Consider the following 25695-nt stretch of genomic DNA (forward strand, 5'->3'; position numbering starts at 1 on the left):
CCGCCTCAAAATTTTCGGATCGAAAATACGATTTTCCAAACGGGGGAGATCAGGACCCGGCCGGCCAGTCGAAGCGCGGCGCGGCGATCCACTGGAGATCCTCGGCTTCGCCGGAAATACGGCGCAACAGCAATTGACCGAGGTTCCGGCCGGCTTCTGCGAAATCCTCGAACACCGTCTCGGCACCGGGCTGGAACTGCATGAACATGGACGAAGCCTGCTTGGTGACGACATGGGTCGTCTTTCCAACGGTCAACCCCGCCTCGTTCAGCCCCCCGATAATGGCCAGCGCCGACAGCTCGGAGGCGCAGACATAGCCATCGGGCCGTTCCGGGCGCTTGGCGCGCTTGATGACATAATTGCGGATGGCGTCGGTGGCGCTGCCCAGATTGACGTCGGCGGCGAACTCGAACCCGATCCCCGCCTCGCGCGCGCCGCGCTCGACCCCGGCTTTGAGGTGATCGGTATAGGTCAACGCACTGTCGGGCAGGACGATGGAGACCTTCCTGCAGCCCTTGCTGGCGAGGCGCAGCGTGGCGCCATAGGCATAGGCTTCATTGTCGAAATCGACGAAGGGATGGGCCTCCGGCCACTGGCTGCGGCCATGGCTGATGAAGGGGAAATTGTTGTCGAGCAGGAAGCGGATGCGTTCGTCGAACGGCTCCGCCTTGGAAAAGATCACGCCATCGGCCATGCGGTTGCGCACGATGTGCTGGATCGGCTCGATGGCCTCGACATTCTTGAAGAGCGGGGTGATGACCAGATGGTAGGCGGTGTCGCGCAGCGCCTCGGTGATACCGGTGACGAGCGAGGTGCCGAAGCCGTAGATCTGCTCGTCCGGCTCGAGGATCAGCGCCACAACATTGGTGCGGCCGGTCTTAAGACGCAGCGCGGCGCGATCGGGCAGATAGCCGATCTCGGCGGCAATCTTTTGCACCCGCTCGCGCGTTTCCTGGGCCAGTTCAGGGGCATTGTTGAGCGCCCGCGAAATGGTGGTGACGGCCAGTCCCGTCATTTGCGCAATGGTTTTGAGGGTGGGCTTGCCTGTGGGCTTGACGCCCCGCTTTGCCCGTCCAGTAGGCACCTGTTCTTCCGACAAAACTTTATTCCCCTGGACCTGCCACTGCAGCCGCCGCTTCAAGGGAGCCAGAACAACAGATTGCGCGACCCAGTTCAAGCGAACTGACAGCGACCGATTGTGTCGCTGCGACGAAAGTCGAGCAGAGTTTTTCGTTTTTTGGGCCAGTTACGCATAATGGAGTACTGGCAATCCTTTGGCTCGTCCCCTATCTTGGCCTCACTGCGCCGCCTTGGGCGCATATGCGGCCCCAACCACCTGCAAGGAGAGGAATGACGATGACGACATCGACAACCATTACCATCCACGCGGCGTGCTTGACCGTAGTATTCCATCCGCTTGATGCCAAAAATTGGCAAGGATCCTGTCGCTCGAAACGAATGTGACCTGGCGTCACATCTCCGTCTCACAACACCGATAGCATCCGTAGTGACCGGCATTGATGGCGCGGGAAAGCCCGCCGCCTAGACGCCCGGACTCACTGCGCAAGTGGAAGTCCACCATGCAAGAGAAGAATCTCAGAAACGTCAATTCGCAGCGGCCTACCGTCATAGAAGTGGGTGGCGAGCCGCTGGGCGTCGTTGTTCCGGCCGAGGGCGGATATCGCTTCCTCGCCGTCAAGCTGCCGGCCTTCGCCGTTGACGGACAGCATTTCCCCAGCATCGAAACGGCCCATATCGCCGTGAGCCAGGCCGTAAAGGACGCCGACGCCGCCTGAGTGCGGCGCGGCGTTCCTATCCGATCGCGCTTGCGAACCGGAAAAGTGGGGTCCACTTTTCCTCGAAACGCTCTGGGTTATCCGAGAAATCGGCAGATCGGGTTCAGCTAATCGTCATTGGTGGCGTTGAGCTGTTCGGGTTTCCGCCCCTCTGCAAAGGGCGCGCCGGGCACGAGGGCCAAATCCACCGCATTGGCCAGGGCCTCGATATCGATGCGCAGGGCAGAGCTCTCGGCCTGCCGCTGCAGTTCGGCGGTGATGGCGGCCGCAATGACCGCCCGCCGCGTCGAAATCGTGCTAGCCGTTTCCATCGATGGAAATCCCCTGTTCATCGACTCGAACCTCAATTCCCGGGCGGGCCTGCTGCTGCTGGAAAGTGTAGATGGCAAAGACGACCAGGGCGACCAAAAGCACGGTCACCAGGGCGTAAAGGGCATTGCGGCTCATAAGAACTCCTGACGCTGACGCTCTTGATCAACGCGCGAGCCGCCGAAGGGTTCAGTCGCCGGAAATGCCCCGCAGGGCCATGACGAAGGCGTGGACCCCGATGCCGATCGAATTGGAGTTGTCGATGATGACGGGGGAAATGCCGGATGGCAGGGTGGCCCCTTCGCGCGCCAGCCTTGCGGCGATCTGATCGCGCCCTTCCCGACCCCGACTGGCCAGGCGCTCGGCGCGCAGGGAAATCTCGGCCGAGATCATGACGACCCGGCTGGAGGGGTATTTTGCCAGCGCAGCGGGCACCACATGGCGCGACACATTGGCGACGACCACCCGGCCCAGCGCCAGATCGGTATCGACACCGATGGGCAGGGCATATTGCAGGCCATGCGCCTCCCAATGGAGAGCGAAGCGACCGGCCGCCCGGGCTTCGGCAAATTCGGACGGCTCGAGGCTGAGATGATCCTCCACCTCGATATCGGTGGGGCGGGTGACGAGGCGCCGGACGAAGCTGAAGCGCTTGTCGGCATCGAGCGCCTGGCGGGCGCCCTGGATCAGCGTATCCTTGCCCACGCCGGAAGGGCCGACGACAAGGACCAGTATTCCGGGGGACCGCTCGCTCAACTGACCCTTTGCCCCTCTCGCCAGACACTGCGCACGCATGGCAGGGCGCCATTGATCTGCACCCGCACCAGATCGGCCCGCTTGCCGATGACGATCTCGCCGCGGTCGTCGAGCCCGGCCGCCCGCGCCGGATTGCGCGTGACCGTGGCCAGGGCCTGCGGCAGGCTGACCGAGGCGATGCGCCGGGGCAGGAGGAATGCCGCCTGCAGGAGCGCAAAGGGCACGTAATCGGAACTCAGAATATCGAGCAGGCCCGCCTCGACGAGGTCGCTGGCCGAAATATTGCCCGAATGGGAGCGGCCGCGCACGACATTGGGCGCGCCCATGAGGATGGCGAGCCCGGCATCATGGGCCGCCGACGCCGCCTCGAGCGTGGTGGGAAACTCGGCGATGGCGACGCCGTCCTCGGCCGCCTCCTCGACATGGGCGATGGTGGCGTCGTCGTGACTGGCGAGGGCCAGGCCGAGCTCGCGGGCACGGGCGACGATGGCGCTGCGGTTGGCGGCCGAATAGCGGTCGTGCTCGGCCTGGCGGGCGGCGATATAGGCGAGGAGCTCGGCCTCGGTGCGACCCATCTGCTTGGCGTAAAAGCGCTTGTAGTCGTCGAGCGAGCGGAATTGCCGCTGGCCGGGCGTGTGATCCATGACCGAGGCGAGGCGCGTCGTGGGATGGGCGGCAAAGGTTTCGAAATGGGTGACGACGTCGTGGCTGGGCAGTTCGCAGCGCAGATGGATGAAGTGCTCGGCGCGCAGCCAGCCGCCATCGCTGCCCTTGCGCACCGCCTCGACCAGGGCCGAGGCGTGGGGGAGCATGTCGGGCAGTTCGAGATCGGAGCCGATGCGCACGGCGTCGAAGACGGTGGTGATGCCGGAGCCGGCGATCTGCACGTCATGGGCATGGAGCGCCGCCAGCGGATCCCAGAACACGCCGGGGCGCGGACGATAATGGTTTTCGAGATGGTCGGTGTGGAGCTCGACAAGGCCGGGAACGAGGTAATCGCCGCCAAAATCCTCGCCATGGCCGGAGGCGCCCTCGTCGATGGAGAGGATCTTTCCATCGGCGATGACGACGCTGCCGGTGATTTCGGCCTCGGGCAGGACGATGCGGGCATTGGAGAGAATGGTCTGGGTCATGGCGCGGACCCGAGCTTGAAATCGTCGAGGCGCCGGAACGAGGCGCCGGGCTTGGGCTCGTGGAACAGAACCAGCCGGTCGAGCACGACATCCTGGCCCAGGAGCGCGCCGAACCAATTGCGCGCAGCCGTGGCGATTTCCTCGTGATCGGCCTCGGGGAGGCGATCGGTGAGGGTCATGTGGAAACGGAATTCGTCGAAGACATAGGGATAGCCATAGCCGTCGAGCAATTCCTCCTGGCGCGGGGTGAGGCCGCGGGAGGCCCTTGCAGCGCGATCACGCACGGAAAGCGGCGCGCGGAAGGGCTCGAACTGCTCGACCACATGGGCGGCCAGATCCTGGAGATCGTGGTTTTCGCCATCGGCGGTGAGGGCGAGGAAGCCATCGAGCGAGGCGATCTTGAGCGGGCCGAGGGGGACCGGACGCAAGCTCGCGGCGAAATCGGCAAGGGCCTGGCGGAGCGTCTCGGGGGATTGGTCCGGCGCCAGCGCCATGGGCGGCTTGAGGGTGGCGTGGAAACCGTAGCGATTGGCGGACTGGGTGAGATTGAGCAGGCGATTGCGCTCTATGCCGCCCACGGGCCCGTCGAAAAACTGGCCGTTGCTGGAATCGCGTCCCAGCCAGGCCGAAGCCCTGTCCCACAAGGGGCTGGTGGCGGAGGGGGCGTAGTAGATGGCGAATCGTTCAGTCATGAAAACTCCTCGGCCTGCCGCTAGGCTTTCTATGTGTCTGCGTTTTGGCAAGGTGGCAAGGCTGGACAAGCTTTCGCCCGGTCGGCACAAAGACGCGGGGACAAGGCAGGACAGGCCGGGGAGAGCATGGACAGAGAATTTCTGGAAAACCTGTTTCGGACCGCGGTCGAGCGGGCGCAGCCGGCCCTGGCGGTCAGCCGGTTCCTGCCGAAAAAGCCCATGGGGCGGACCATCGTCATCGGCGCCGGCAAGGCTTCGGCGCAGATGGCACGGGCCTTCGAAGAGGCCTGGGACGGGCCGCTGAGCGGGCTGGTGGTGACGCGCTATGGCTATGCCGAAAAATGCCAACACATCGAAATCGTCGAGGCCGCGCACCCGGTGCCGGACGCAGCCGGGTTTGCGGCGGCGCGGCGGATCGTGGAGCTGGTGGGGGGATTGAGCGCCGATGATCTCGTCGTGGCGCTGATTTCGGGCGGCGGCTCGTCGCTGCTGCCGGCGCCGGCGGAGGGTATGAGCCTTGAGGACGAGCAGGCGGTCAACCGGGCGCTGCTCGCCTCCGGCGCGCCGATCGGGGTGATGAACCTGATCCGCAACCAGTTTTCAACCATCAAGGGCGGGCGGCTGGCGCTGGCGGCGACACCGGCGCGGGTGGCAACGCTGGCGGTGTCGGACGTGCCGGGGGATGACCCGGCGCTGGTGGCGTCGGGGCCGACCCTGCCCATCGCCGGAGACCGGGCGGAAGCGCGGCGGATGGCCGGGCTCTATCGGCTGGAGCTGCCCGAGGCGGCGCGGCGGGTTCTTGAGGGCGAGAGCAATCCGCCCCCGCTGGTGAACGATCCGGCGTTTGCACGGAACAGTGTCGCCACCATTGCCTCGGCGGCGCTGTCGCTGGCGGCGGCGGCCGAAATGGGGCGGGCGCAGGGGCTGGAGACGGCCATTTTGTCGGACTCCATCGAGGGCGAGGCGCGGGACGTGGCGCAGGTGCACGCCGCCATGGCGCGGGAAATCGTCTTGCGCGATCAACCGTTCAGGAAGCCGGCGCTGCTGCTTTCGGGTGGGGAAACGACTGTGACCTTGCGGGGCAAGGGTCGCGGTGGGCGGAACGGAGAGTTTGCGCTGGCGCTGGCCATTGCGCTCGATGGCGTCGCGGGCGTTTCGGCGCTTGCCGCCGACACGGACGGCATTGATGGTTCGGAAGACAATGCCGGAGCCTTTGTCGACGGCAGCTCGGCGCGGCGGATGCGCGAAGCCGGGATCGACCCCCAACGGCAGCTGGCCAATAATGATGGCTATGGCGCTTTTGAAGCCATTGGCGACCTTTTCTTCACCGGCCCGACCGGGACCAATGTGAATGATTTCAGGGCGATCCTCATAAGGTAGCGCCCCACCCCACCCGACCTCCCCCTTAAGGAGGGGGAGGAGTGATTTTGTGGCTTTCCTATCCTGTGCCAAACTCGGTCTGGTCCTTTCCCGACAGGGGAGGCGTCGGCTGATGAGAGGAGACGACATGGCACGGGTGACAGGCATTGGGGGCATCTTCTTCCGGGCGGGCGACAAGACTGCGCTGGCCAATTGGTACGAGACGCATCTGGGCATCAGCGAGATGTGGCAGCAGGATGCCGGGATGACGGTATTCGCCCCCTTCCGGCAGGAGAGCGATTATTTTCCCGCCGACAAGCAGTGGATGATCAATTTCCGCGTCGATGATCTCGACGCCATGATCGCCAGTTTGCGCGAAGCCGGTATCGCCGTCGAAACGCGGCCGGGGGAATGGGACACGCCCGAGACGGGTCGATTTGCCCGCATCCATGACCCCGAAGGCAACCAGATCGAGCTCTGGGAACCGGCGGCAGCAGTTTAGTCATAAAAAGTCATACTTTTATTGCCGGGGGTGCTTGGCGACTGGCGCGCGCTCTGCTCTAAAACCACCCACCAAAGCTCGGGGAGATTTTTGAGATGGGCAAGCGCAAGATCGCTGTTATCGGTGTCGGCAAGATCGCCGTGGACCAGCATATCCCGGTGATCGAGGCGTCGGACGATTTCGAACTCGCCGCGACGGTTTCGACGCGCGGTGTCGCCCATGGCGACCTGCCGGTGTTCAAGACACCGGCCGAGCTTTATGCCGCCCTGCCCGAGGTGGCGCTCGTGTCCATCTGCACCCCGCCCGGCGTGCGCCATGCCTATGTCCGCGAGGCGCTCGACGCCGGCAAGGACGTGATGATGGAAAAGCCCCCGACCACGACCATTTCCGAACTCGACGACCTCATCGCCCATGCCAAGCGGCTCGACCGGGTGCTGTACCAGACATGGCACAGCCAGTTTAACGCCGCGGTGGACCGGACCAAGGCGATACTGGCGCAGGAAGGCGTGGTTTCGGCGCGGATCGACTGGCGGGAAAGCGTGCGCAAATGGCATCCGGGCCAGGACTGGGTGTGGGAGCCCGGCGGCTTCGGCGTCTGCGACCCCGGCATCAATGCTCTTTCCATTTTTACCAAGGTCATGCCCTTCCCCGTCTTCGTGGAGAGCGCAAAGCTGACTTTTCCGGCCAATCGGCAGACGCCGGTGGATGTGGAAATCGCGTTCAAATCCGCCCAGGCGCACAAGCCGACACTGTCAGCCGGGTTCAACTGGCTCGAAGAGAGCGGGGAAATCTGGACCATCCGCTTCACGACCGGGGCCGGCAAGGATGTCCGGCTCGAGAATGGCGGGCGCAAGCTGACGGTCGACGGAGAACTGGTGCTCGAGCATGGCGACGCGGAATACGGGGCCATGTATGAAAGATTTGCCGACCTGCTCGAAGCGCGGCAAAGCGATGTCGACGCCGCCCCGCTGCGGCTGATGGCCGACGTGTTTCTGCTCGGGGCCCGCGAGAACGGCCCGGAGTTCGAGTGGTAGGCGCGTTCAGCGCTCGTCCCTATCCTCGGCGCGATATTCGGCGCGCGTGCCGGCCTCGGTGATCTCCCGCTCCAGCGGGGTGCGCTGGCGATTTCGCATGATGCCATAGACGAGGGCGGCCGCGAGGCACACCACGCCAAGGGTCAGCAGGATCAGCCAGAGATTTGGGGTGATATCCATGTCGTGTCTCCTTCTGGGAAGAACGGACGGGATGGATGAGGGTTGCGGGGGTTGCCGGGCAGTTGAGTTGGAGGGCGCCGGATTGGGGCTTTTGCTCCCGCCCCGGGTTGCCATTTTTTTGGGGGGAGGGAGCCGGGGGGAGCCGCTGGATTGGGGCTCTCGCCCTACCCCAACCCTCCCCGCGAGGGGGAGGGAGCCCGGTCGGTGGGTGGGGGAGCCTGGCCTAGAGGGACAGCAGACGCTGCTGGTCTAGGGCGAGGCAGGCGGTCAGCGCGGTGACCGCCGCGTCGGGATGGCCGGCTTCGATGGCGTCGAGCAGGGCTTCGAGATTTCTGGTGGCCTCGACCATATAGAGGGGGCGAGTGGCCTCATCTTTGGAGAGGATGAGCGCAAGGATCAGTTCCACCACCCCGACGACCGAACGCAGGAGCGTGTTCTGGGCGCTTTCGGCGATGATGGCATGGATTTCGAGGCAGGCGAGGCCGAACTGCTCGATGCTGTCGGTGGCCGTGCTCATCTGGTGCAGCCAGTATTTCATGAGCCGGACATGTTCGGCGGTGCGGTGACGGGCGGCGTGGCGGACGGCCGGACCCTCCAGGGCTTCGCGCACTTCGAGCAGGTTTTCAAAGAAGTGCCGGTCGGCCGGGGCGTGGAAATGCCAGGCGAGAACCTGGGAATCGAAGAAATTCCAGCGGCTGCGCGGCGAAACGCGGGTGCCCACCTTGGGGCGGGCTTCGACCAGCCCCTTGGCCTCGAGCGTCTTGATCGCCTCGCGCAGGACTGTGCGCGACACGCCATAACGCTCCATCATTACCGCGTCGCTGTCCAGAACCGAGCCAATTGGGGCGGCGCCCGAGACAATGGCCCGGCCGATTTCGTTGATGACGAAAGTGTGGAAATTGCGCGCAGCATGCCGCCCCGTGAGGGATCGGATAAGGCTGCCGGCTTCGATCATTTCAGGCTTTCTGGGACGATTTGTCTCCGGGTGCGGCCGCGGCAAAGATAATCCGCTGCAGCACGATAAACAGGAACAGGAGGACCCCGATGACGATCTTGGTCCACCAGCTCGACAGCGTGCCGTCGAAGATGATGTAGGTCTGGACGAGGCCCAACAGCATGACGCCGATGAACGTGCCCAGCACAAACCCATAGCCGCCGGTGAGCAGCGTGCCCCCTATGACCACCGCGCTGATGGCATCGAGCTCGACGCCCACTGCCGCCAGCGGATAGCCGGCCGATGTATAAAGGGAAAAAACAATGCCCGCCGAGGCCGCAAGCACCGAGGACAGCATATAAATGGCCACCGTGGTGCGCCCCACCGGCACGCCCATGAGCGAGGCCGAAACCGCATTGCCGCCCAGGGCATAGACATAGGAGCCAAATTTTGTGCGATGGGCAATGAGCGCTCCGAGAGCGAAGATGGCGACCATGGAAAGGCCGATGAAACTGAGGCGGCCGCCACCGGGCAGGCGCACCATGAGGCTCGAGATCCAGGCGTAGAAATCGTGGTTGATGGGCACCGAATCCTGGGTGATCACCGAAGCGGCGCCGCGGGCGAGGAACATGCCCGCCAGGGTGACGATGAAGGACGGCACGGCGAGGAAATGAATGGCCAGCCCCATCGTGCCGCCAAAGGCCGCCGCCACCAGGAGTGCGATGGCGAAAGCGCCCAGCGGATGAAAGCCGGCCCAGGAAATGAGCACGGCGATCAGCACGCCGGTAAACCCGATGACGGCGCCGACCGAAAGATCGATGCCGCCGGAGAGGATGACGAAAGTCATGCCCACCGCGGCGATGCCGAGGAAGGCATTATCGGTGAGGAAATTGCCGAGAACCCGGGTGGAAAACATATTGGGGAACTGCATCACCGCCAGGCCATAGGCGATGGCGAAGATGAGCGCGGTGGCGACGAGCGGGCGCAGGCTGCGGTTCATTTTTTCGCTCCGGCGGGAACAGGGCGCAGGCGGGCGGGGGCGAGGCGCGCGGCCAAGGGCGACTGGATCAGCAGGACGATGAAGATCAGCCCGGCCTTGACGATGAGGTTGAACTCGGGCGGGAAGCCGGAGACGAGAATGCCGGTGTTCATGGCCTGGATGATGAGCGCGCCGACCACGGCCAGGGGCACGGAAAAGCGCCCGCCGAGAAGCGAGGTGCCGCCGATGACCACGGCGAGGATGGCGTCGAGTTCGAGCCAGAGCCCGGCATTGTTGGCGTCTGCCCCGCGAATATCGCCGGCAACGATGATGCCGGCAATGGCGGCGCAAAGGCCGGAGAGGGAATAGACAAGCAGCAGCAGCATGCGGCTGCGGATGCCGGCAAGGCTGGCGGCGGCGCGATTGACGCCCACCGCTTCGATGAAGAGGCCGATGGCGGTGCGCCGTACCAGGAGCGTCACCAGCACCATCAGCACCAGCGCGATGACGGCGGCCATGGGCAGGCCGAGAAAGGACCCGGTGCCGATAAAGATCAGCACGGGATCGTTGAAAGTGACGATAAAGCCCTGGGTAATGAGCTGGGCGATGCCGCGCCCGGCGACCATTAGCACCAGCGTGGCGACGATGGGCTGGATATCGAGGAAGGCGACGAGAATGCCGTTCCAGAGGCCGCAGAGGAGGCCGACGACAAGCGCCGCGGCAACCGCGACGGGGGCGGGATAGCCGGCGACCACCAGCGTGGCGGCGACGGCGCCGGCAACCGCCATGACCGCGCCGACCGACAGATCCACCCCCTTGGTGGCGATGACCCCGGCCATGCCGATGGCGAGGATGGCCACCGGGGCGCCGCGATTGATGACGTCGATGGCGCTGCCGAAAAAGCGCCCGTCCTGCCAGGTGATGCGGAAGAAATTGGGAAAAAGCAGCCAGTTGATCAGCAGTACGCCGATCAGGGCGATGAGCTGGGGGCTGGCGAGGAACGAGGCGGAACGCCGGATCATGCGGGCGCTCCCTCGTGATGATTGGCTATGGCCTGCACGATAATGCCCGGATTGATGTTTTCGCCATTGAGCTCGGCGACGAGTTCGCGATCGCGCATGACGACGATGCGCGAGGAATAGGCGACGACCTCGTCGAGCTCGGAGGAAATGACGACCAGCGCCAGCCCGTCGTCGCGCAGGCGATTGATGGTGCGCACGATCTCGGCATGGGCGCCGACATCGATGCCGCGGGTGGGTTCGTCGAGAATGAGGAAGGCCGGATCGGTGGCGAGCCAGCGCGAGAGGATGACCTTTTGCTGGTTGCCGCCCGAGAGCAGTTTGACCGGCATGTCGAGCGAGGCGGCGCGGATATCCATGGCCTCGCCGAATTTGCCGGCGATCTCCATCTGCTCGTCGCGATTGAGGGCGGAAAACCACCCCAGCTTGCCCTGGAGCGCGATGATGATGTTTTCGCGCACCGACAGATCGCCGAAAATGCCCTCGGCCTTGCGGTCCTCAGGGCAGAAGCCGAAGCCATGGGCGATGGCATCGGTGGGGCTGGCAATGGTGGTGGGCTTGCCCGCGACGGAGACGCTGCCCTCGTCGGCGGCGTCGGCCCCAAACATGAGCCGCGCCATTTCGGTTCGGCCCGATCCCAGAAGCCCGGCGACGCCGATGACCTCGCCCTTGTGGATGGAGAGGGTGAAGGGCAGGACGCTGCGCTTCTTGCCGTAGCCGGTGAACTGGACCAGCACCTCGCCCAGCGGCCGGTTTTCATCGAGCCTGGTGGTGCCGGAAAAGGCGATGTCCTTGCCCAACATCAGACGGACCACATCGGTGCGGGTGAGAGTGTCGAGGGCGCGGGTGTCGATCAGCCTGCCATTGCGCAGGATGGTGACGCGGTCGGCAATGGCAAAGACCTGATCGAGGAAATGGGTGATGAAGACGATGGCGAGCCCTTGCGCCTTGAGATCGGCGATGATCTCGAACAGGCGCTCGACCTCCTTGCGGTCGAGACTGGCCGTGGGTTCGTCGAGGATCAGCACCTTGCCCGAGAGCTCGACGGCGCGGGCAATGGCGACGATCTGCTGGACGGCGACGGAATGGCTGCCGAGTTCGCTCGCGGGATCGAGATCGAGCCCATAGCGGGCGAGGATTTTTCGCGTGTCGGCTTCCATGCGGCGGCGGTCGACGAGGCCGAAACGGGTGGGCTGGTGGCCGAGATAGAGGTTTTCGGCGACGGAGCGATTGGGCAGGAGATTGACCTCCTGATAGACCGTGCCGATGCCATGCGTCTGGGCGTGCTGGGGATTGGCGAGGGTGACGGGGACGCCGTCGGCCAGGACCGTGCCGCCATCGGGCTGGTAGGCGCCGGTGAGGATCTTGATCAGCGTCGATTTTCCAGCGCCATTTTCGCCCAAAAGGGCGTGGACCTCGCCGGGCATGAGGCCGAAATCGACCTGATCCAGCGCGGTATGGTTGCCGAAGATTTTTACGATGCCCCGCGCCTCGAGCGCGTAGCTTTTTTCGTTCATTGCCCCTCCCCGGCCGTCCTTGTGGACGGTCTGGATCTTCCCCATTGCGGCCACTTCCGGGCCGCTACCCAGTGTTGACCGTTCCGATCACAGTGTCACCCCCGCGCCAGCGGGGGCCTCCGTTAAACAGGGGTTCCCGCTTGCGCGGGAATGACATCGTGGGTGGGCTGGACGGCAGCACACAATGCCGCCGTCCGCCCTGCCTCCAGCTTAGTAGCCAAGACCCTTGCGGCGTTCGTATTCGCCCTGGGGATCATTTTCGGCGGTGTAGAGCTTGGACTCGGTGATGATGAACTTTTCGGGTTCAGTGCCATCGGCCCAGAAGGCGGCCAGGGCGTCGAAGGCGGGACCGGCCATGTTCGGGGTCAATTCCACCGTGGCATTGGCTTCGCCGGCGGCGATGGCGGTGAAGATATCGGGCACGGCGTCGATGGAGACGACCAGAATATCGGTGCCGGGCTTGAGGCCCGCATCCTTGATGGCCTGGCTGGCGCCGACGGCCATGTCGTCATTGTGGGCATAGACCGCGCAGATATCGGCGCCGCCGTTCTCGGCCTTGATGAAGCCTTCCATCACTTCCTTGCCCTTGGAGCGGGTGAAGTCGCCGGTCTGGCTGCGGATGATGGACAGATTGTCGTGGCCGGCAATCGCCTCTTCAAAGCCCTGCTTGCGGTTGATCGCCGGGGTGGAGCCGACAGTGCCCTGCAGTTCGACGATCTTGCACTCATCGGTGCCGACGGCATCGACCAGCCACTGGCCGGCGACGCGGCCTTCCTCGACCTGGTCGGAGGCGACGGAGGTGAGATAGAGATCTTCGGGGGCATCGACGCCACGGTCGAGCAGGACGACGGGGATCTCGGCTTCCTTGGCTTCGGTCAGGACCTCATCCCAGCCAGTGGCGACGACCGGCGCCACGAGGATGGCATCGACACCCTGGGCGATGAAGCCGCGGATGGCCTTGATCTGGTTTTCCTGCTTCTGCTGGGCGTCGGCGAATTTGAGATCGACGCCGCGGGCCTCGGCTTCTTGCTTGGTCACCGCGGTTTCAGCGGCGCGCCAGCCGGATTCCGAGCCGATCTGGGAAAAGCCGATGACTTTTCCCGAAATGTCCTGGGCGAAGGCTACGGTAGACAAAGCTGTAGCGAGGCTCGCCGCGAGGGCGAGCTTGGTCACGATATTCATGATGTTCCTCCCAAATGACCGCCCGGCGTTTGCGCTTCAGGCGATGAGAGGAGCCTATATAAAGTACTATTATATGTAAAGTGGGGTGGTGCGCCAGACTGAGGCACCTGGGCTCTCGCCTCCTCCCCAGCGCTCCCCTCCGCGGGCCCCATCCCGACAGTTGGGCACGGGGACAGCGGCCCTCGGGTCAGGCCCGAGGGAAGCCGGTGGGGGAAGGGGCTGTCGGTGAAGCCCCCCACCCTCAATCCAGCCATTCGAGCTTAGCTCTCATGGCCTTCTTTGCTCAAATCGCTCCACAGGAGCGATTTGCCTGCGGACGCGTCGAAGCCCGCGAGGGGGAGGGAGGCAGAGCGGTGAGTGGGAGGGTGAGAGGGATCGCGCCACGCAGGCCGGGCTGCCCTCGGGCTTGACCCGAGGGTCAGTTTGCGAGCCGCATGCCGACGGTAGGGCACGGGATAGAGGCCCTCGGGTCAAGCCCGAGGGCAGCGCGGTGGGGGAAGGGACTGACAGTGACGCACGGCACCCTCAATCCGGCCATTCGAGCGTAGCTCTCTTGGGCTTCTTTGCTCAAATCGACTTGCTGGGCCCGAAGAATTCGGGCTCTCGCCCCCACCCTCAATCCCTCCCCGCGAGGGGGAGGGAGGCAGAGCGGTGAGTGGGGCGACCGTCAGGTGCAAAAATTACCAGTCGAACTGCTTGGCCAGCGTCACCTTGAAGGTGCGGCCGGTGGAGCGGTCGACGGAGAGATTGGGGCGGTAGTCGGCGTTGAAGAGATTGTCGATGCCGAGCTGAAGTTCGGTGCCGGCGAGCGGGCCGGTATCGGGCTTCCAGGTGGCGAAGAGATCGACCGTTGCATAGGCATCGGCCGGGCCGTCGCCGCCAAAGGCGGAGGGGGCGACGATGTAGCGGCCGATATCGGCGATGGTCAGGCGCGCACCCATGTCGAGATTATATTCGACATTGCGAATGCCCAGCGTGGTCGAGAGCTTTGTCTGCGGCACGGTGGTGAGCGGGGTGTTGGTGACGAGGTTGTCGCCGATGGTCAGCCCATAGGCGAGATTGGCGTAGAACAGCTCGCTGTCATAAGACGCCTCGACCTCGACGCCATAGATGCGAGCCTCCCCGATATTGCCGTAATAGGGCACGGTGGGGCGGCCGGCAGCGGGGCTCGGATTGGAGGCGATGAGATTGGTCAAATCGCTGTAAAAGGCCGTGGTCTTGAGCGCGGCGCTATCGCCCGAGGTCAAGAGATCATTGCCCGAGAGCGAGAAACCGGCCTCGAAGGTGTCGGCGCTTTCCTTTTCGAGACCAAGGCTGGCGTGCTTGGTCGCCGAGATCGAATAGAGCTCGTCGATGGTGGGCAGGCGCTCGGTGTGAGCGTAGGAAGCGAAGACCCCGATATTGTCGGTGAGTTCGTAGTGAGCGGCGATTTTCGGCGAGAAGGCCGAGCCATCGCGGTTGGCGGCGCCGCTTGTGGCATCCACCCAGTGGAAATCGCCACGGGCGCCGGCAATGATGGTCAGCCGGTCATCCCAGATGAATTCGTTCTGGGCGAAGATGCCGAGCTTTTTCTCATTGCCCTGGGGATGGGCCGGAAGCGGGCCGCCGGTGGGACGCTCGACGCTGCGGTCCTGGGTCGAGGCCGAGGCGCCGATGGTGAGATAGTTTTCAAAACCATCGCCGACCCATTCGATGGTGTTGTCGGCGGTGAGCTGTAGCGTCTTGTAGCCGTAGCGCGTGTCTAGGAAAACGCTATCTGCCCCGATTGTGCCAACGCCCGGAATCGTGGCGCCCAGCGTGGTGCGCGGCGCACCGAGCGCAATGCGGTGATTGGTCTGGTCGTTCTGGGTGTCGGAATAGGAGAGATTGACCTTGAGATCGACCCAGGGATTGTCGGTGGCCGGGTTTTCCCAGCGCAGCACGGCGGTCTGGTCGATAACCTCGCGGTCGGTGACGCCGAACATGGACGACGTGCCAGTCTGGGCATAGGCCTGGTCCTTGGCCGTGCTCTGCCAGCGCTGGTAGGACAGGCTCAGCTGCTGCTCGTCATTGTCGCCGAAACGGGCCGTGCCCTTGATAAGGCCCGAGAGCGTGTCGAAATCCGAGCCGGCCAGAATATTGCCATTGGCCTGGGTGACCTGGTCGCGGCGGCGCCAATTGCCGGCGGCGAGGATTTCGAAGGTCTCGGTGAGCTGCTGGGCGAGTACCGCCGAGGTCAGCGTGCCAGTGCCATTGTTGTCGAGGCCGGCCTTGAGGCGCAAGGCGCCGGTATTGCCATCCTTGAGGAAGTCCGAGGCGTCCTTGGTGGAGAAATTGATGACGCCGCCGAGGGCCCCCGAGCCGTAAAGGGTCGAGGAGGCCGGCCCGCGCAGAACTTCGACCTGCTTGTAGAGCTCTGGATCGGAGAAGAACGAGCCCATGCGGTATTGTTCGTTGAATTTGGGGGCGCCATCGACATTGATGATGACGCGCGACCCATCCGAAGAATTCTCGGTGGTGCCGATGCCGCGGATATTGAAGGCCTCGCCGAACTGGCGCTGGCTACCGACCACGGTCACGCCGGGCACGGAAGCGAAGAGATCGCCCGTGGTGGCGGCCTGGGCCTTGTCGAGATCGGCCTGATCGATCACCGTCACCGCCTGGGGCGTATCGATGGCGACTTTTGGCGCCCCCGCGCCGATCACCAGACGCTCCAGAAGCGTAATCTTCGTTGCATTGACGTTCTGCGCGCTCGCGCCCTGAACCGCCACAATTGCCAGCGCCACGCCGCCCATAAGCGTGACGGCACGCATCTTCACCAGCCCCATTGAACCTAACTCCAGTTTTTGTCTTGGGTCCGCGGCTGGCTTGCGAAAGGGCTGGCTTGCCGGCTCGAAAGAATTATGACTCTTTCGATCACCTATTGCGCTCTGTAATTAACTTGGCTATTGGAGTCAAGTTTTCAAGAGCAGGGGCGCCGCGGCCAGATTGCCGCAGAAACCCTTGATGCATCAGGAATAAAATGTCTGCCGCCGACGATGTGCCCGATAGATTTGCCGCCGAAAAAGTCATGGATAGTGACGAAATTCTGGCTGGGCGCACGGAAGTGGTGATCCTGCATCGGGGCCAGGCCTATCGGCTGCGGCTGACCCGTCAGGACAAGCTCATTCTCACCAAATAGGCGTCCCGTGACCATGAATGCTTCCAAATCCGCCGACGACATCCGCAGTTTGCGGGCCCTGCATCCCCAAATGCGCGAACGCGATTTCGCTCGCATCCATTCCATTTCCGAAGCGCAGCTGGTGGCGGCCGAAGTCGGCCGCTCGGCCCAGCGCCTGCGCGTCGACCTCGACACCCTGCTCAACGGGCTGACCTCGGTGGGGGAAGTCATGGCGCTGACGCGCAATGAAAGCGCGGTGCACGAAAAGATCGGCCCCTATGAGAAGGTAGTCATCGGGCCGATGGCGTCGATGGTGCTGGGGGCTGAGATCGACCTGCGCATTTTCCCGAGCCGCTGGGCTTTTGGCTTTGCCGTGGAAAAGACCGGCGAAAACGGGGATGTCAGGCGCTCGCTGCAGTTTTTCGACGCGCAGGGTAATGCCGTGCACAAGGTGCATGCGCGCCCGGCGACCAATCTCGAAGCCTGGGCTGTGCTGGTCGGCAATCTCCTTCATGAGGAGCAGACCGACACCATCGCCGTGACCGCGGCGCCGGCCCCTGCCCCGCTGGGTGAAGCGGCCGGCGTCGAGGCCCTGCGGGCGGCATGGTCGGCGATGACCGACACGCACCAGTTCTATCCGATGCTGAAAAAACTCAATCTGCCGCGTCTCGACGCCATCGAGATGGTGGGCGAGGATTTTGCCTGGCAGCTCGATGCGGAGGCCGGCAAGACCATGTTCGAAGCCGTCGCCGGGACCGATCTGCCGATCATGGCCTTTGTGGGCAATGATGGCTGCATCCAGATCCATGCCGGGCCGATCACCAAGGTCAGCCCGATGGGGCCATGGCTCAATGTGCTGGACGACACCTTCCACCTGCATTTGCGGCTCGACCATGTGGCCTCGGCCTGGGCGGTGCGCAAGCCGACCAAGGACGGGCATGTCAGCTCGGTCGAACTCTATGACGCCAATCGCGAACTGATCATTCAGTTCTTCGGCATGCGGCAGGAAGGCCAGGACGAGCGCACAGCCTGGCGCGCCGTGGTCGAAAAACTGCCTCTCTTCCAGACCTCCAACGCTGCGTGAGACAAATGATGCGCTTTTCTTCGAGCTTTGCCGCGGCGCTGATGGCCGCAAGCCTTTTCACCCCGGCCTTATCGGCGGCGGAATTGGAAAAATTTGCCGACCCGAGCCGGCTGGTATCGATCGGCGGATCGCTGACCGAAATTATCTATGCGCTGGGGGCGGAAGAATTGCTGGTCGCCCGCGACCAGACCGCGCTCTACCCGCCTGAGGTGATGGAACTGCCCGATGTCGGCTATGCCCGGCAGCTGGCGCCGGAGGGCGTCTTGTCGGTGGGGCCGACGGCGCTCCTCGTGCTCGAGGGCAGTGGCCCGCCCGAAGCGCTCGACGTGCTCGAAGGCGCGGGCGTCGAATATCAGACCGTGCCGGAAAGCTATTCGGCCGAGGGCGTGCTGGTGAAGGTGGACGAAGTGGGCGCAGCGCTGGGGCTGGGCGAGAAAGCCGATGCCTATAGGGCCGGGCTCGAAGCCGAATTCGCCGCTTTGGCGGAACGCACGGGGGCCATCGAAACGCCCAAGCGCATCCTCTTCATCCTCTCCAACCAGGGTGGGCAGATCCAGGCGTCGGGGACGGGCACGGCGGCGGATGGCATGATCGCCTTGGCGGGGGCGGAGAATGTGATCACCGAATTCGAAGGCTATCGCCCGCTCTCGGAAGAGGCGATCACCGCGGCGGCACCGGACGCCATCTTGATGATGGATCGCGGCGGCGACCATGCGGCGACCGATGCGGAATTGCTGGCGCATCCGGCGATTTCGCTGACGCCGGCGGGGCAGAACAAGGCCATTTTCCGGCTCGAAGGCTCCTATCTCCTCGGCTTTGGTCCGCGCACGGCCGCGGCGGCCAATGAGCTGGCCGATCTGCTCTACGGCAAGCCGTAAGGGGGATTTGCGACGATGACAGACACCATGACCATGCAGCCGGGAGTGCGGCCCGGACGGGCCGAGGGCGATCGCAGCCATCTGGGGCGCATTGTCGTTGCCGGGTTAGCCGTCGCGCTGGTTGCGGCCATGGTGCTGTCGATGACCACGGGCGCTTCGGGCGCCTCGGTCTGGGGTGTCGTCGGCCAGCTTTTCGGATTTGCGCCCGAGAGTGCGGCCCAGGCGGCGCGGGACCATGCGGTGATCGTCAATATCCGCCTGCCGCGCATGATTTTGGGCGTTCTTATTGGCGCGGGCCTGGCGGTCTCGGGCCTCCTCATGCAGGGGCTGTTCCGCAACCCGCTGGCCGATCCCGGGCTGGTGGGCGTTTCGGCCGGCAGTTCGCTGGGCGCGGTGACGATCATCGTGCTCGGCGGTACGGCGCTGGCCCCGTTTACCGAGGCGCTGGGGATTTTCGCCCTGCCCCTGGCGGCATTCGGCGGCGGGCTCGCCACGACATTCGTGCTTTATCGCGTGGCGACCAAGGGCGGGCAGACGGCGATTGCCACCATGCTTCTGGCCGGGATTGCGATTGCTGCGCTGGCGGGGGCGCTGAGCGGCGTGCTGGTCTATATCGCATCCGACAACCAGTTGCGGGACCTGACATTCTGGGGCATGGGGTCGCTCGCCGGGGCGACCTGGATCAAAATCCTCGCCGCAGGGCCGATCATTGCGGCGGCCCTGTTCGTGGCGGCGTTTCTCTCCAAGGGGCTCAATGCCCTGACACTGGGCGAAGCGACGGCAGCGCATCTCGGCGTGCCGGTGCAAAAGTTCAAGATTGCGGCCATTGTGGCGGTGGCCGGGGCGACCGGCGCGTCGGTGGCGGTGAGTGGCGGCATCGGCTTTGTCGGCATCGTCGTGCCGCATCTGCTGCGCCTCGTGATCGGGCCGGACCACCGCTATCTGTTGCCGGCTACGGCGCTTTTGGGCGCAACCTTTCTCCTTTTTGCCGACGCCATCAGCCGCACCATCGTGGCCCCGGCCGAATTGCCGATCGGCATCGTCACCGCGGCCTTCGGCGGCCCGTTCTTCCTCTGGATCCTCTTGCGCCGGCGCAATGCGCTGAGCTGGTGAGACACTCATGATCGAGATCGACAGCATCGATGTGAGCCTTAACGGGCGGCACATTCTCCACGAGGTGAGCTTTTCGGCGCGGCCGGGACAGCTGACCGCCATTGTCGGGCCGAACGGGTCAGGCAAGTCGACACTGCTCAAGGCACTGTGCCGCGACCAGGCCTATCAAGGCGATATCTTCATCGACGGGCGCGAATTGCGCGGCCTCTCGGCGATGGAGGCGGCGGTGTTGCGGGCCGTGCTGCCGCAGGCGAGCACATTGCCCTTTCCCTTCACCGTGCGCGAAGTGGTGGCCATGGGCGTCACGGCCGGGCGGCCGGGTGTTGCGCCAAATGCTCTCGCAAGGCTGCCGGAAGAGGCGCTGGCGGCGGTCGATCTCGACGGCTTTGGCGGGCGGTTTTATGGCGAATTGTCGGGCGGCGAGCAGCAGCGCGTGCAATTGGCGCGGGTACTCTGCCAGGTCTGGGTGCCGGTGCTCGATGGGGTGCCGCGCTATCTCTTTCTCGATGAGCCGGTTTCAAGCCTCGATATCAAGCATCAGCTGATGATCATGGATGTGGCCCGCGCCTATGCCAATGCCGGGGGCGGGGTGATCGCCGTGCTGCACGATCTCAACCTCACCGCCATTTATGCCGATCAGGTGGTGGCGCTGCGCGACGGCGCGGTGATGGCGCGCGGCACGCCGGCCGCCGTGATCAAGGACGAGGTGCTGGCCCAAGTGTTCGATGCGCCGCTGCGCGTCGGCGTCGCGCCGGCCCGGCATGTGCCCTTCGTTTTACCGCACTCGGCCATCGCCGCCGAAACACACCGAAACCTCAAGGTTGCCCAATGAGATCTTTTGCCATCTTGTCCCTGCTTGTCGGCCTCACCGCCCCGGCATTCTCCCAGGAGGCCGTTGCTCCGAAATTCCTGCTGGAACTCAATGCCGCCCAGACATCGGAAAAAGGCTGCCGGGTGACTTTTCTCGCCACCAATGAATTGGGCGGCGACCTCGCAAAGGCATCGGTGGAAATGGCGCTGTTCAATGGCACCGGTGCAATCGAGCGGATCGTGACCCTCGACTTCAAGGGGCTCACCGAGGGCAAGACCAAGGTGTTGCAGTTCGAGCTGGCCAATCTCGATTGCGCCGATCTCGGGCGCGTCCTGATCAACGACATCACCGCCTGCGAGGGCGAGGGCTTTGCCGGCGACGCATGCCTTGCCGGGCTCGTGCCGAGCGCGCGGCCCGATATCGTCTTCGGGGTCTAGGCGATGGAACATGCAGCGCATGACTTTTCGATCCTGGGCCTCTTCATGCAGGCCGATCTGGTGGTGAAATCCATCATGGTCGGGCTGCTGCTGGCCTCGATCTGGTGCTGGGCGATCATTGCCAACCGCATGGCCGCCTATGCAAAAGCGCGAAAGGACATGGCTGCGTTTGACCGCGCCTTCGCCTCCGGGCAGTCGCTCGACGCGCTGCGGAACAGCTATCGCGCCGCCCCGACTTCGGGGCTTTCGGCAGTGCTGGTGGCCGGAATGGACGAATGGGACAAGAGCCACGCCCAGAACGCTGCGACGCCCGAGGGTTTGAAGGCCCGGCTCGAAATCGCGCTCGACCTGGCGGTGAGCGAGGAAAGCGCCAAGCTTGAAAAGCGGCTGGGCTTTCTGGCCTCGACCGGGTCTGCCGGACCGTTCATCGGCCTCTTCGGTACGGTATGGGGCATCATGAATGCCTTTACCGCGATTGCGACGGCGGAAAATACGAGCCTCGCCGTGGTGGCGCCCGGCATTGCCGAGGCCTTGCTGGCGACGGCGATCGGCCTCCTCGCGGCGATCCCGGCCGTTATCGGCTACAATAAGCTCAGCGCCGAGGCGGGGGTGATTTCGGCCCGGTTCGAGGGTTTTGCCGATCGTCTCGTGGCGCTGCTATCGCGCCAGCTCGACGCCGGAAAGGCCGCATAGACATGGGCATGGGCATTTCAGCGGGCAAGAAGGGCCGGAAGCGCGGCCGCGCCGGTGGCGGCCCGATCAGCGAGATCAACGTCACCCCGATGGTCGACGTCATGCTGGTGCTGCTCATCGTCTTCATGGTGGCGGCGCCGCTGATGACCATGGGCGTGCCCGTCGACCTGCCCAAGACGCAGGCCCAGGCCATGCCGCTCGAACGCAAGCCGATCACCGTGACCGTGACCAATGCGGGCGCCATTTCCATTGATGGCGATCCGGCAACGATGGAAACGCTGGTGCCCATGGTGGAGGCGCTGGCCGTCGATGGCACGGATGAGCGGCTATATGTACGCGGCGATGCGGCCACCGCCTACGGGCAGATCATGGAAGTGATGGGCGCGCTTTCGGCCGCCGGATATGGCCAGATCGGCCTGATCACGGAACGCAAAGAGGCCGAATAATGCGGCTCGCCCTGCCCGGCTCGGCGCTGATCCATGTCGGCTTCCTCGCCCTCATTCTCATTGGCCTGCCGCGCGGCGAGGCCGAGGACGCCCCTGCGCCTGCGCCCGTCAGCGTCAGCATCGTCGCCATGTCGAGCGTCTCGGCCAATGAGAGCGTGGTGGTGGAGTCCGATGCCAGTGTGTCGTCTGTGTCGGCCGGAAGCGATGTGGAAGTGCTCGAGCCGGTCGAGCCGGAGGCGCTCGAAGAGATCGTCGAGGCGATCGAGGCGGTGACGCCGGAGGAAATCGTTCAAGAAAATAGCGAGACTGCCGAGCCGGTCGAGGTTGAGACGGTCGAAGAGGCTGTTGTCGAACCGGTCGAGGCCGATATTGTCGAGGCAGAGCCAATCGCCGAGGATGTTTCGGAGCCGCTGGAGGCTGAGCCGGTGGAAACGCTGGTGGCCGAGCCGCTGCAGAGCGAACTCACCACCAGCGAAGAGAATTCCACGCTGGAAGCCATACAACCGGAAGCTATGGCTGGGGCGGAGACGGAGGCCATCGAGCCGGTGGCGGTAGAGGATTTCAAGGCCGCGCCGGTTCCGGTGACGGCAACGATCAAGCGCCAGTCCGAACCCATCGTGCACAAGCCGCGTCCGGCCCAGACGCAACAGGCGCAGAGGCCGCCGCAGCAGCAGCGGGGCAATGGCGGCAATGCCAATTCGGACAATGTCGCGGCAGCGGGTGGTGCACCGCCGCAGGCTTCGGGGAATGGCAATGGCGGGGCCGCCGAGGAGGCGCGCTACCAGAGCCAGGTGACGCGAAAAGTGCGCAATGCGCTGCGCGGCCTGCGGGGGCAATCAGGGCTGGTGGTGGTCGGCTTTACCGTCCATGCCGATGGAAGGGTGTCGGGGATCGGCGTGGTGCAGTCTTCGGGCAATGCGGCCATCGACCAGGCCGGGGTCGATGCGGTGCAGCGGGCCGCGCCGTTTCCGCCATTTCCGGGCGGTGTGAACCGGAGTTCATGGCCGTTCGGCGTGCCGCTGGAATATAAGCGGTAGTTTTTCATTTCTGAATTTTGACTTGGGCCGGTGGCTCTCTCCACCCCACCCTCAATCCCTCCCCGTCGAGGGGAGGGAGGTTCGGCCGGTAGTTTTGGCAGCACCCCCGCCTAACCTCCCCCTGAAACAGGGGGAGGTACGCATCGGGGATGGGGCGATGTCGGAGAGCCACCGCAGCACCCCTCCCCCTGGAAAGGGGGAGGTTGGGTGGGGGTGGGCAAGGGACCCGCTATCCACAAGTGCTCCTGACGCGGCGGGATGGGATTTGGGAATGGGCGGCAAGGCGACTATGGTCCGGCACTGAGAAAAAAACTGATTCCGGACTGCCATGGCCACCCTGACGCAAGACATTGCCAATCGTATTGCCCTCGATATCGGGGCAAGGCCCCAGCAGGCCATTGCCGCCATTGCGCTGCTCGACGAGGGCGCGACCGTGCCGTTCGTGGCGCGCTATCGCAAGGAAGTGACGGGCGGGCTCGACGATACGCAATTGCGTCTCTTGGCCGAGCGGTTGAGCTATCTGCGCGAACTCGAAGCGCGGCGCGAAAGCGTGCTGGGCTCGATCCGCGACCAGGGCAAGCTCACCCCGGAACTGGAGGCGGCCATCGGCAAGGCGCCGACCAAGGCGGAGCTCGAAGACCTTTACCTGCCCTATAAGACCAAGCGCCGCACCAAGGCGGAAATCGCCCGCGAAAAGGGGCTGGGGCCGCTGGCCGATGCCATTTTCGAGGATCGCCGGGCCGAGCCGGTGGCGCTGGCGGAAGCTTATGTCACCGAAGCGGTGCCCGACACCAAGGCAGCGCTCGAAGGCGCGCGGGACATTTTCGCCGAGCGCTTTTCGGAGAATGCAGAGCTCTTGGGGCGCTTGCGCACTTACATGAAAGAGCGCGCCGTGCTGCGCTCGCGCGTCGTCACCGGCAAGGAACAGGACGGGGCAAAATTCTCCGACTATTTCGACCACTTCGAGAAATGGTCGACGGTGCCGAGCCATCGGGCGCTGGCCATGCTGCGCGGGCGCAATGAGGACATCCTCAATCTCGACATCGAGGTGGACGCCGACGATCCCTCCCCGGTCAAGCCGGCGGTGCGGATGATCGCGGCCGCCTTCGGCATCGACTCCAGCCTGCCGGGCGACAAATGGTTGCTCGACGCGGCGGCCTGGACCTGGCGGATAAAACTCTCGATGAGCCTGTCTCTCGCGCTGATGAGCGATCTGCGCGAACGCTCGGACGAAGAGGCGATCCGCGTCTTTGCGCGCAATCTGAAGGATCTGCTGCTGGCCGCTCCGGCGGGCACGCGGACAACCATGGGGCTCGACCCCGGCATTCGCACCGGGGTGAAGGTGGCGGTGGTCGATGCGACCGGCAAGCTGATCGCGACCTCGACGGTCTATCCCTTCCAGCCGCGCAACGATATTTCGGGAACCCAGGCGGAACTGGCCAAGCTCATTGTCGCCCATGGGGTGGAGCTGATCGCCATCGGCAATGGCACGGGCAGCCGCGAGACCGAAAAGCTTGTCGCCGACATGCTGGCGCTGATGCCGTCGCCGAAACCCACCAAGGTGATCGTTTCGGAAGCCGGGGCCTCGGTCTATTCAGCCTCGGAAGCGGCGGCGGCGGAATTCCCCGGGCTCGACGTGTCGCTGCGCGGGGCGGTGTCGATTGCCCGGCGCCTTCAGGACCCGCTGGCGGAACTGGTGAAAATCGAGCCCAAATCCATCGGCGTCGGCCAGTATCAGCACGATGTCGACCAGTATCGGCTGGCGCAAATGCTCGACACGGTGGTGGAAGACGCGGTGAACGCGGTGGGGGTCGATCTCAACACCGCCTCGGCGCCGCTTCTGGCCCGGGTGTCGGGGCTCGGCGGGTCCATCGCCCAGGCAATCGTCGCCCACCGCGACGCCAATGGGCCGTTCAAGAGCCGCAAGCAATTGCTCGACGTGGCGCGGCTGGGCCAGCGCACATTCGAGCAGAGCGCGGGCTTCTTGCGCATTCGCGACGGCGCCGAGCCGCTCGACGCTTCGGCGGTGCACCCGGAAGCCTATGGCGTGGCACGCAAGATCGTTTCGGCCTGCGGGCGCGATGTGCGGGCGCTGATGGGCGACAGCGCCGCGCTCAAGGCGCTCGATCCGCGCGTCTTCGTCGATGAGCGGTTCGGCCTGCCGACGGTGAAGGATATTCTGGCCGAACTGGAAAAGCCCGGTCGCGATCCGCGCCCCGCTTTCAAGACGGCGAATTTTGCCGAGGGCATCGATGAGATCAAGCACCTCAAACCCGGCATGATGCTGGAAGGCACCGTTACCAATGTCGCCGCCTTCGGGGCGTTCGTCGATATCGGCGTGCACCAGGACGGGCTGGTGCACGTGTCCCAGCTGGCGGACAAATTCGTCAAGGACCCGCACGAGGTGGTCAAGGCGGGCGACGTGGTCAAAGTGCGCGTGGTGGAAGTGGATGTGGCGCGAAAACGCATCGCGCTCTCCATGCGGAAGGACGGGGATGGGCCCGCCCCGCACGAGGCACGATCCGACAGGGGCAGGCCGAATGCGCGCCCCGCCGGCCGGCCGGGCACTGCGCCCGACAAGGGCAATGGGGCATTGGGAGCGGCTCTCAATGCCGCGATGCGCAAGAAGTAGCAATGACGGCGCGGACGCACTGGAGCGTCCGCG

The 25695-nt window shown here is 64.6% G+C and carries 27 protein-coding genes; 14 read left to right on the forward strand and 13 right to left on the reverse strand.

Features of this window, described 5'->3' with window-relative positions; all coding sequences use genetic code 11:
* Window positions 1–49: 49 nt before the first annotated feature.
* On the reverse strand, window positions 50–1084 hold the full coding sequence (locus N0P34_RS19435; RefSeq protein WP_275604849.1) for a LacI family transcriptional regulator: 1035 nt from the start codon (window positions 1082–1084) through the stop codon (window positions 50–52).
* Window positions 1085–1580: 496 nt separating this feature from the next.
* Between N0P34_RS19435 and N0P34_RS19440 the strand changes: the two genes are divergently transcribed.
* Complete coding sequence (locus tag N0P34_RS19440; RefSeq protein ID WP_275604850.1) at window positions 1581–1796, forward strand: hypothetical protein; 216 nt, start codon at window positions 1581–1583, stop codon at window positions 1794–1796.
* 107 nt (window positions 1797–1903) lie between these two features.
* Here N0P34_RS19440 and N0P34_RS19445 read toward each other — a convergent pair whose 3' ends face one another.
* The 5 genes from N0P34_RS19445 to N0P34_RS19465 are packed head-to-tail and all read right to left on the reverse strand — an operon-like array spanning window position 1904 to window position 4686.
* Window positions 1904–2107 (reverse strand): hypothetical protein, encoded by a 204-nt coding sequence (locus N0P34_RS19445; RefSeq protein WP_275604851.1) that lies wholly within the window; start codon window positions 2105–2107, stop codon window positions 1904–1906.
* On the reverse strand, window positions 2094–2243 hold the full coding sequence (locus N0P34_RS19450; protein ID WP_275604852.1) for a hypothetical protein: 150 nt from the start codon (window positions 2241–2243) through the stop codon (window positions 2094–2096). Before N0P34_RS19450 ends, N0P34_RS19445 begins: the two co-directional genes overlap by 14 nt.
* A gap of 51 nt (window positions 2244–2294) precedes the next feature.
* Window positions 2295–2861 carry a phosphonate metabolism protein/1,5-bisphosphokinase (PRPP-forming) PhnN gene (gene phnN, locus N0P34_RS19455; RefSeq protein ID WP_275604853.1) on the reverse strand — a complete coding sequence of 189 codons (567 nt, stop codon included), beginning with the start codon at window positions 2859–2861 and terminating at the stop codon, window positions 2295–2297.
* Entirely contained in the window at window positions 2858–3994 is a 1137-nt protein-coding gene (locus N0P34_RS19460; protein WP_275604854.1) for an alpha-D-ribose 1-methylphosphonate 5-triphosphate diphosphatase, read from the reverse strand. Before N0P34_RS19460 ends, phnN begins: the two co-directional genes overlap by 4 nt.
* Complete coding sequence (locus tag N0P34_RS19465; protein ID WP_275604855.1) at window positions 3991–4686, reverse strand: DUF1045 domain-containing protein; 696 nt, start codon at window positions 4684–4686, stop codon at window positions 3991–3993. The genes N0P34_RS19460 and N0P34_RS19465 overlap by 4 nt, the downstream gene beginning before the upstream one ends.
* A gap of 126 nt (window positions 4687–4812) precedes the next feature.
* Between N0P34_RS19465 and N0P34_RS19470 the strand changes: the two genes are divergently transcribed.
* The 3 genes from N0P34_RS19470 to N0P34_RS19480 all read left to right on the forward strand — a co-directional run bounded on the left by N0P34_RS19470 (window position 4813) and on the right by N0P34_RS19480 (window position 7581).
* The gene (locus N0P34_RS19470) at window positions 4813–6066 is read left to right on the forward strand and encodes a glycerate kinase (RefSeq protein ID WP_275604856.1); all 1254 of its coding nucleotides are present in this window, start codon (window positions 4813–4815) and stop codon (window positions 6064–6066) included.
* A gap of 127 nt (window positions 6067–6193) precedes the next feature.
* Complete coding sequence (locus tag N0P34_RS19475; RefSeq protein WP_275604857.1) at window positions 6194–6547, forward strand: VOC family protein; 354 nt, start codon at window positions 6194–6196, stop codon at window positions 6545–6547.
* A 95-nt stretch (window positions 6548–6642) separates the two neighbouring features.
* Window positions 6643–7581: a Gfo/Idh/MocA family oxidoreductase gene (locus N0P34_RS19480; RefSeq protein WP_275604858.1), complete on the forward strand. Its 939-nt coding sequence runs from the start codon at window positions 6643–6645 to the stop codon at window positions 7579–7581.
* Window positions 7582–7587: 6 nt separating this feature from the next.
* On the opposite strand, the gene N0P34_RS19485 is transcribed toward N0P34_RS19480, so the two are convergent.
* From N0P34_RS19485 to N0P34_RS19515, 7 genes are all read right to left on the reverse strand, one after another.
* Window positions 7588–7761 (reverse strand): hypothetical protein, encoded by a 174-nt coding sequence (locus N0P34_RS19485; RefSeq protein WP_275604859.1) that lies wholly within the window; start codon window positions 7759–7761, stop codon window positions 7588–7590.
* Between the two features lie 223 nt (window positions 7762–7984).
* Window positions 7985–8716, reverse strand: a complete 732-nt coding sequence (locus N0P34_RS19490) for a FadR/GntR family transcriptional regulator (RefSeq protein ID WP_275604860.1) — start codon at window positions 8714–8716, stop codon at window positions 7985–7987.
* Window position 8717: 1 nt separating this feature from the next.
* Complete coding sequence (gene yjfF / locus N0P34_RS19495; protein WP_275604861.1) at window positions 8718–9695, reverse strand: galactofuranose ABC transporter, permease protein YjfF; 978 nt, start codon at window positions 9693–9695, stop codon at window positions 8718–8720.
* On the reverse strand, window positions 9692–10696 hold the full coding sequence (locus N0P34_RS19500) for an ABC transporter permease (RefSeq protein ID WP_275604862.1): 1005 nt from the start codon (window positions 10694–10696) through the stop codon (window positions 9692–9694). Before N0P34_RS19500 ends, yjfF begins: the two co-directional genes overlap by 4 nt.
* Window positions 10693–12210: a sugar ABC transporter ATP-binding protein gene (locus N0P34_RS19505; RefSeq protein ID WP_275604863.1), complete on the reverse strand. Its 1518-nt coding sequence runs from the start codon at window positions 12208–12210 to the stop codon at window positions 10693–10695. Before N0P34_RS19505 ends, N0P34_RS19500 begins: the two co-directional genes overlap by 4 nt.
* A 210-nt stretch (window positions 12211–12420) precedes the next feature.
* Window positions 12421–13392 (reverse strand): galactofuranose ABC transporter, galactofuranose-binding protein YtfQ, encoded by a 972-nt coding sequence (gene ytfQ, locus N0P34_RS19510; RefSeq protein ID WP_275604864.1) that lies wholly within the window; start codon window positions 13390–13392, stop codon window positions 12421–12423.
* Between the two features lie 680 nt (window positions 13393–14072).
* Window positions 14073–16199: a TonB-dependent receptor gene (locus N0P34_RS19515; protein ID WP_275604865.1), complete on the reverse strand. Its 2127-nt coding sequence runs from the start codon at window positions 16197–16199 to the stop codon at window positions 14073–14075.
* A 194-nt stretch (window positions 16200–16393) separates the two neighbouring features.
* On the opposite strand from N0P34_RS19515, the gene N0P34_RS19520 reads away from it, so the two are divergent.
* From N0P34_RS19520 to N0P34_RS19565, 10 genes are all read left to right on the forward strand, one after another.
* Entirely contained in the window at window positions 16394–16552 is a 159-nt protein-coding gene (locus tag N0P34_RS19520) for a hemin uptake protein HemP (protein ID WP_275604866.1), read from the forward strand.
* 13 nt (window positions 16553–16565) lie between these two features.
* Window positions 16566–17615 (forward strand): ChuX/HutX family heme-like substrate-binding protein, encoded by a 1050-nt coding sequence (locus N0P34_RS19525; protein ID WP_275604867.1) that lies wholly within the window; start codon window positions 16566–16568, stop codon window positions 17613–17615.
* 5 nt (window positions 17616–17620) lie between these two features.
* On the forward strand, window positions 17621–18493 hold the full coding sequence (locus tag N0P34_RS19530; RefSeq protein ID WP_275604868.1) for an ABC transporter substrate-binding protein: 873 nt from the start codon (window positions 17621–17623) through the stop codon (window positions 18491–18493).
* Between the two features lie 15 nt (window positions 18494–18508).
* Window positions 18509–19606, forward strand: a complete 1098-nt coding sequence (locus N0P34_RS19535; protein ID WP_275604869.1) for an iron ABC transporter permease — start codon at window positions 18509–18511, stop codon at window positions 19604–19606.
* 7 nt (window positions 19607–19613) lie between these two features.
* Window positions 19614–20438, forward strand: coding sequence for a heme ABC transporter ATP-binding protein (locus tag N0P34_RS19540; protein ID WP_275604870.1), 825 nt, complete (start codon window positions 19614–19616; stop codon window positions 20436–20438).
* Window positions 20435–20854, forward strand: a complete 420-nt coding sequence (locus N0P34_RS19545; protein ID WP_275604871.1) for a hypothetical protein — start codon at window positions 20435–20437, stop codon at window positions 20852–20854. Before N0P34_RS19540 ends, N0P34_RS19545 begins: the two co-directional genes overlap by 4 nt.
* A gap of 3 nt (window positions 20855–20857) precedes the next feature.
* Complete coding sequence (gene tolQ, locus N0P34_RS19550; RefSeq protein WP_275604872.1) at window positions 20858–21547, forward strand: protein TolQ; 690 nt, start codon at window positions 20858–20860, stop codon at window positions 21545–21547.
* An 8-nt stretch (window positions 21548–21555) separates the two neighbouring features.
* Window positions 21556–21993, forward strand: coding sequence for a biopolymer transporter ExbD (locus N0P34_RS19555; protein ID WP_345774444.1), 438 nt, complete (start codon window positions 21556–21558; stop codon window positions 21991–21993).
* Window positions 21993–23030 (forward strand): TonB family protein, encoded by a 1038-nt coding sequence (locus N0P34_RS19560; protein WP_275604874.1) that lies wholly within the window; start codon window positions 21993–21995, stop codon window positions 23028–23030. The genes N0P34_RS19555 and N0P34_RS19560 overlap by 1 nt, the downstream gene beginning before the upstream one ends.
* 328 nt (window positions 23031–23358) lie before the next feature.
* On the forward strand, window positions 23359–25662 hold the full coding sequence (locus N0P34_RS19565) for a Tex family protein (RefSeq protein WP_275604875.1): 2304 nt from the start codon (window positions 23359–23361) through the stop codon (window positions 25660–25662).
* Window positions 25663–25695 lie beyond the last annotated feature (33 nt).

The sequence above is a fragment of the Devosia sp. FJ2-5-3 genome, from assembly GCF_029201545.1.
Lineage (GTDB): Bacteria > Pseudomonadota > Alphaproteobacteria > Rhizobiales > Devosiaceae > Devosia.

Coding starts and splice junctions, on each gene's coding strand:
- N0P34_RS19440 (WP_275604850.1), top strand. CDS start 1,581: ATGCAAGAGAAGAATCTCAGAAACGTCAATTCGCAGCGGCCTACCGTC.
- N0P34_RS19445 (WP_275604851.1), bottom strand. CDS start 2,107: ATGGAAACGGCTAGCACGATTTCGACGCGGCGGGCGGTCATTGCGGCC.
- N0P34_RS19450 (WP_275604852.1), bottom strand. CDS start 2,243: ATGAGCCGCAATGCCCTTTACGCCCTGGTGACCGTGCTTTTGGTCGCC.
- N0P34_RS19460 (WP_275604854.1), bottom strand. CDS start 3,994: ATGACCCAGACCATTCTCTCCAATGCCCGCATCGTCCTGCCCGAGGCC.
- N0P34_RS19465 (WP_275604855.1), bottom strand. CDS start 4,686: ATGACTGAACGATTCGCCATCTACTACGCCCCCTCCGCCACCAGCCCC.
- N0P34_RS19470 (WP_275604856.1), top strand. CDS start 4,813: ATGGACAGAGAATTTCTGGAAAACCTGTTTCGGACCGCGGTCGAGCGG.
- N0P34_RS19475 (WP_275604857.1), top strand. CDS start 6,194: ATGGCACGGGTGACAGGCATTGGGGGCATCTTCTTCCGGGCGGGCGAC.
- N0P34_RS19480 (WP_275604858.1), top strand. CDS start 6,643: ATGGGCAAGCGCAAGATCGCTGTTATCGGTGTCGGCAAGATCGCCGTG.
- N0P34_RS19485 (WP_275604859.1), bottom strand. CDS start 7,761: ATGGATATCACCCCAAATCTCTGGCTGATCCTGCTGACCCTTGGCGTG.
- N0P34_RS19490 (WP_275604860.1), bottom strand. CDS start 8,716: ATGATCGAAGCCGGCAGCCTTATCCGATCCCTCACGGGGCGGCATGCT.
- yjfF (WP_275604861.1), bottom strand. CDS start 9,695: ATGAACCGCAGCCTGCGCCCGCTCGTCGCCACCGCGCTCATCTTCGCC.
- N0P34_RS19500 (WP_275604862.1), bottom strand. CDS start 10,696: ATGATCCGGCGTTCCGCCTCGTTCCTCGCCAGCCCCCAGCTCATCGCC.
- N0P34_RS19505 (WP_275604863.1), bottom strand. CDS start 12,210: ATGAACGAAAAAAGCTACGCGCTCGAGGCGCGGGGCATCGTAAAAATC.
- ytfQ (WP_275604864.1), bottom strand. CDS start 13,392: ATGAATATCGTGACCAAGCTCGCCCTCGCGGCGAGCCTCGCTACAGCT.
- N0P34_RS19515 (WP_275604865.1), bottom strand. CDS start 16,199: ATGGGGCTGGTGAAGATGCGTGCCGTCACGCTTATGGGCGGCGTGGCG.
- N0P34_RS19520 (WP_275604866.1), top strand. CDS start 16,394: ATGTCTGCCGCCGACGATGTGCCCGATAGATTTGCCGCCGAAAAAGTC.
- N0P34_RS19525 (WP_275604867.1), top strand. CDS start 16,566: ATGAATGCTTCCAAATCCGCCGACGACATCCGCAGTTTGCGGGCCCTG.
- N0P34_RS19530 (WP_275604868.1), top strand. CDS start 17,621: ATGATGCGCTTTTCTTCGAGCTTTGCCGCGGCGCTGATGGCCGCAAGC.
- N0P34_RS19535 (WP_275604869.1), top strand. CDS start 18,509: ATGACAGACACCATGACCATGCAGCCGGGAGTGCGGCCCGGACGGGCC.
- N0P34_RS19540 (WP_275604870.1), top strand. CDS start 19,614: ATGATCGAGATCGACAGCATCGATGTGAGCCTTAACGGGCGGCACATT.
- N0P34_RS19545 (WP_275604871.1), top strand. CDS start 20,435: ATGAGATCTTTTGCCATCTTGTCCCTGCTTGTCGGCCTCACCGCCCCG.
- tolQ (WP_275604872.1), top strand. CDS start 20,858: ATGGAACATGCAGCGCATGACTTTTCGATCCTGGGCCTCTTCATGCAG.
- N0P34_RS19555 (WP_345774444.1), top strand. CDS start 21,556: ATGGGCATTTCAGCGGGCAAGAAGGGCCGGAAGCGCGGCCGCGCCGGT.
- N0P34_RS19560 (WP_275604874.1), top strand. CDS start 21,993: ATGCGGCTCGCCCTGCCCGGCTCGGCGCTGATCCATGTCGGCTTCCTC.
- N0P34_RS19565 (WP_275604875.1), top strand. CDS start 23,359: ATGGCCACCCTGACGCAAGACATTGCCAATCGTATTGCCCTCGATATC.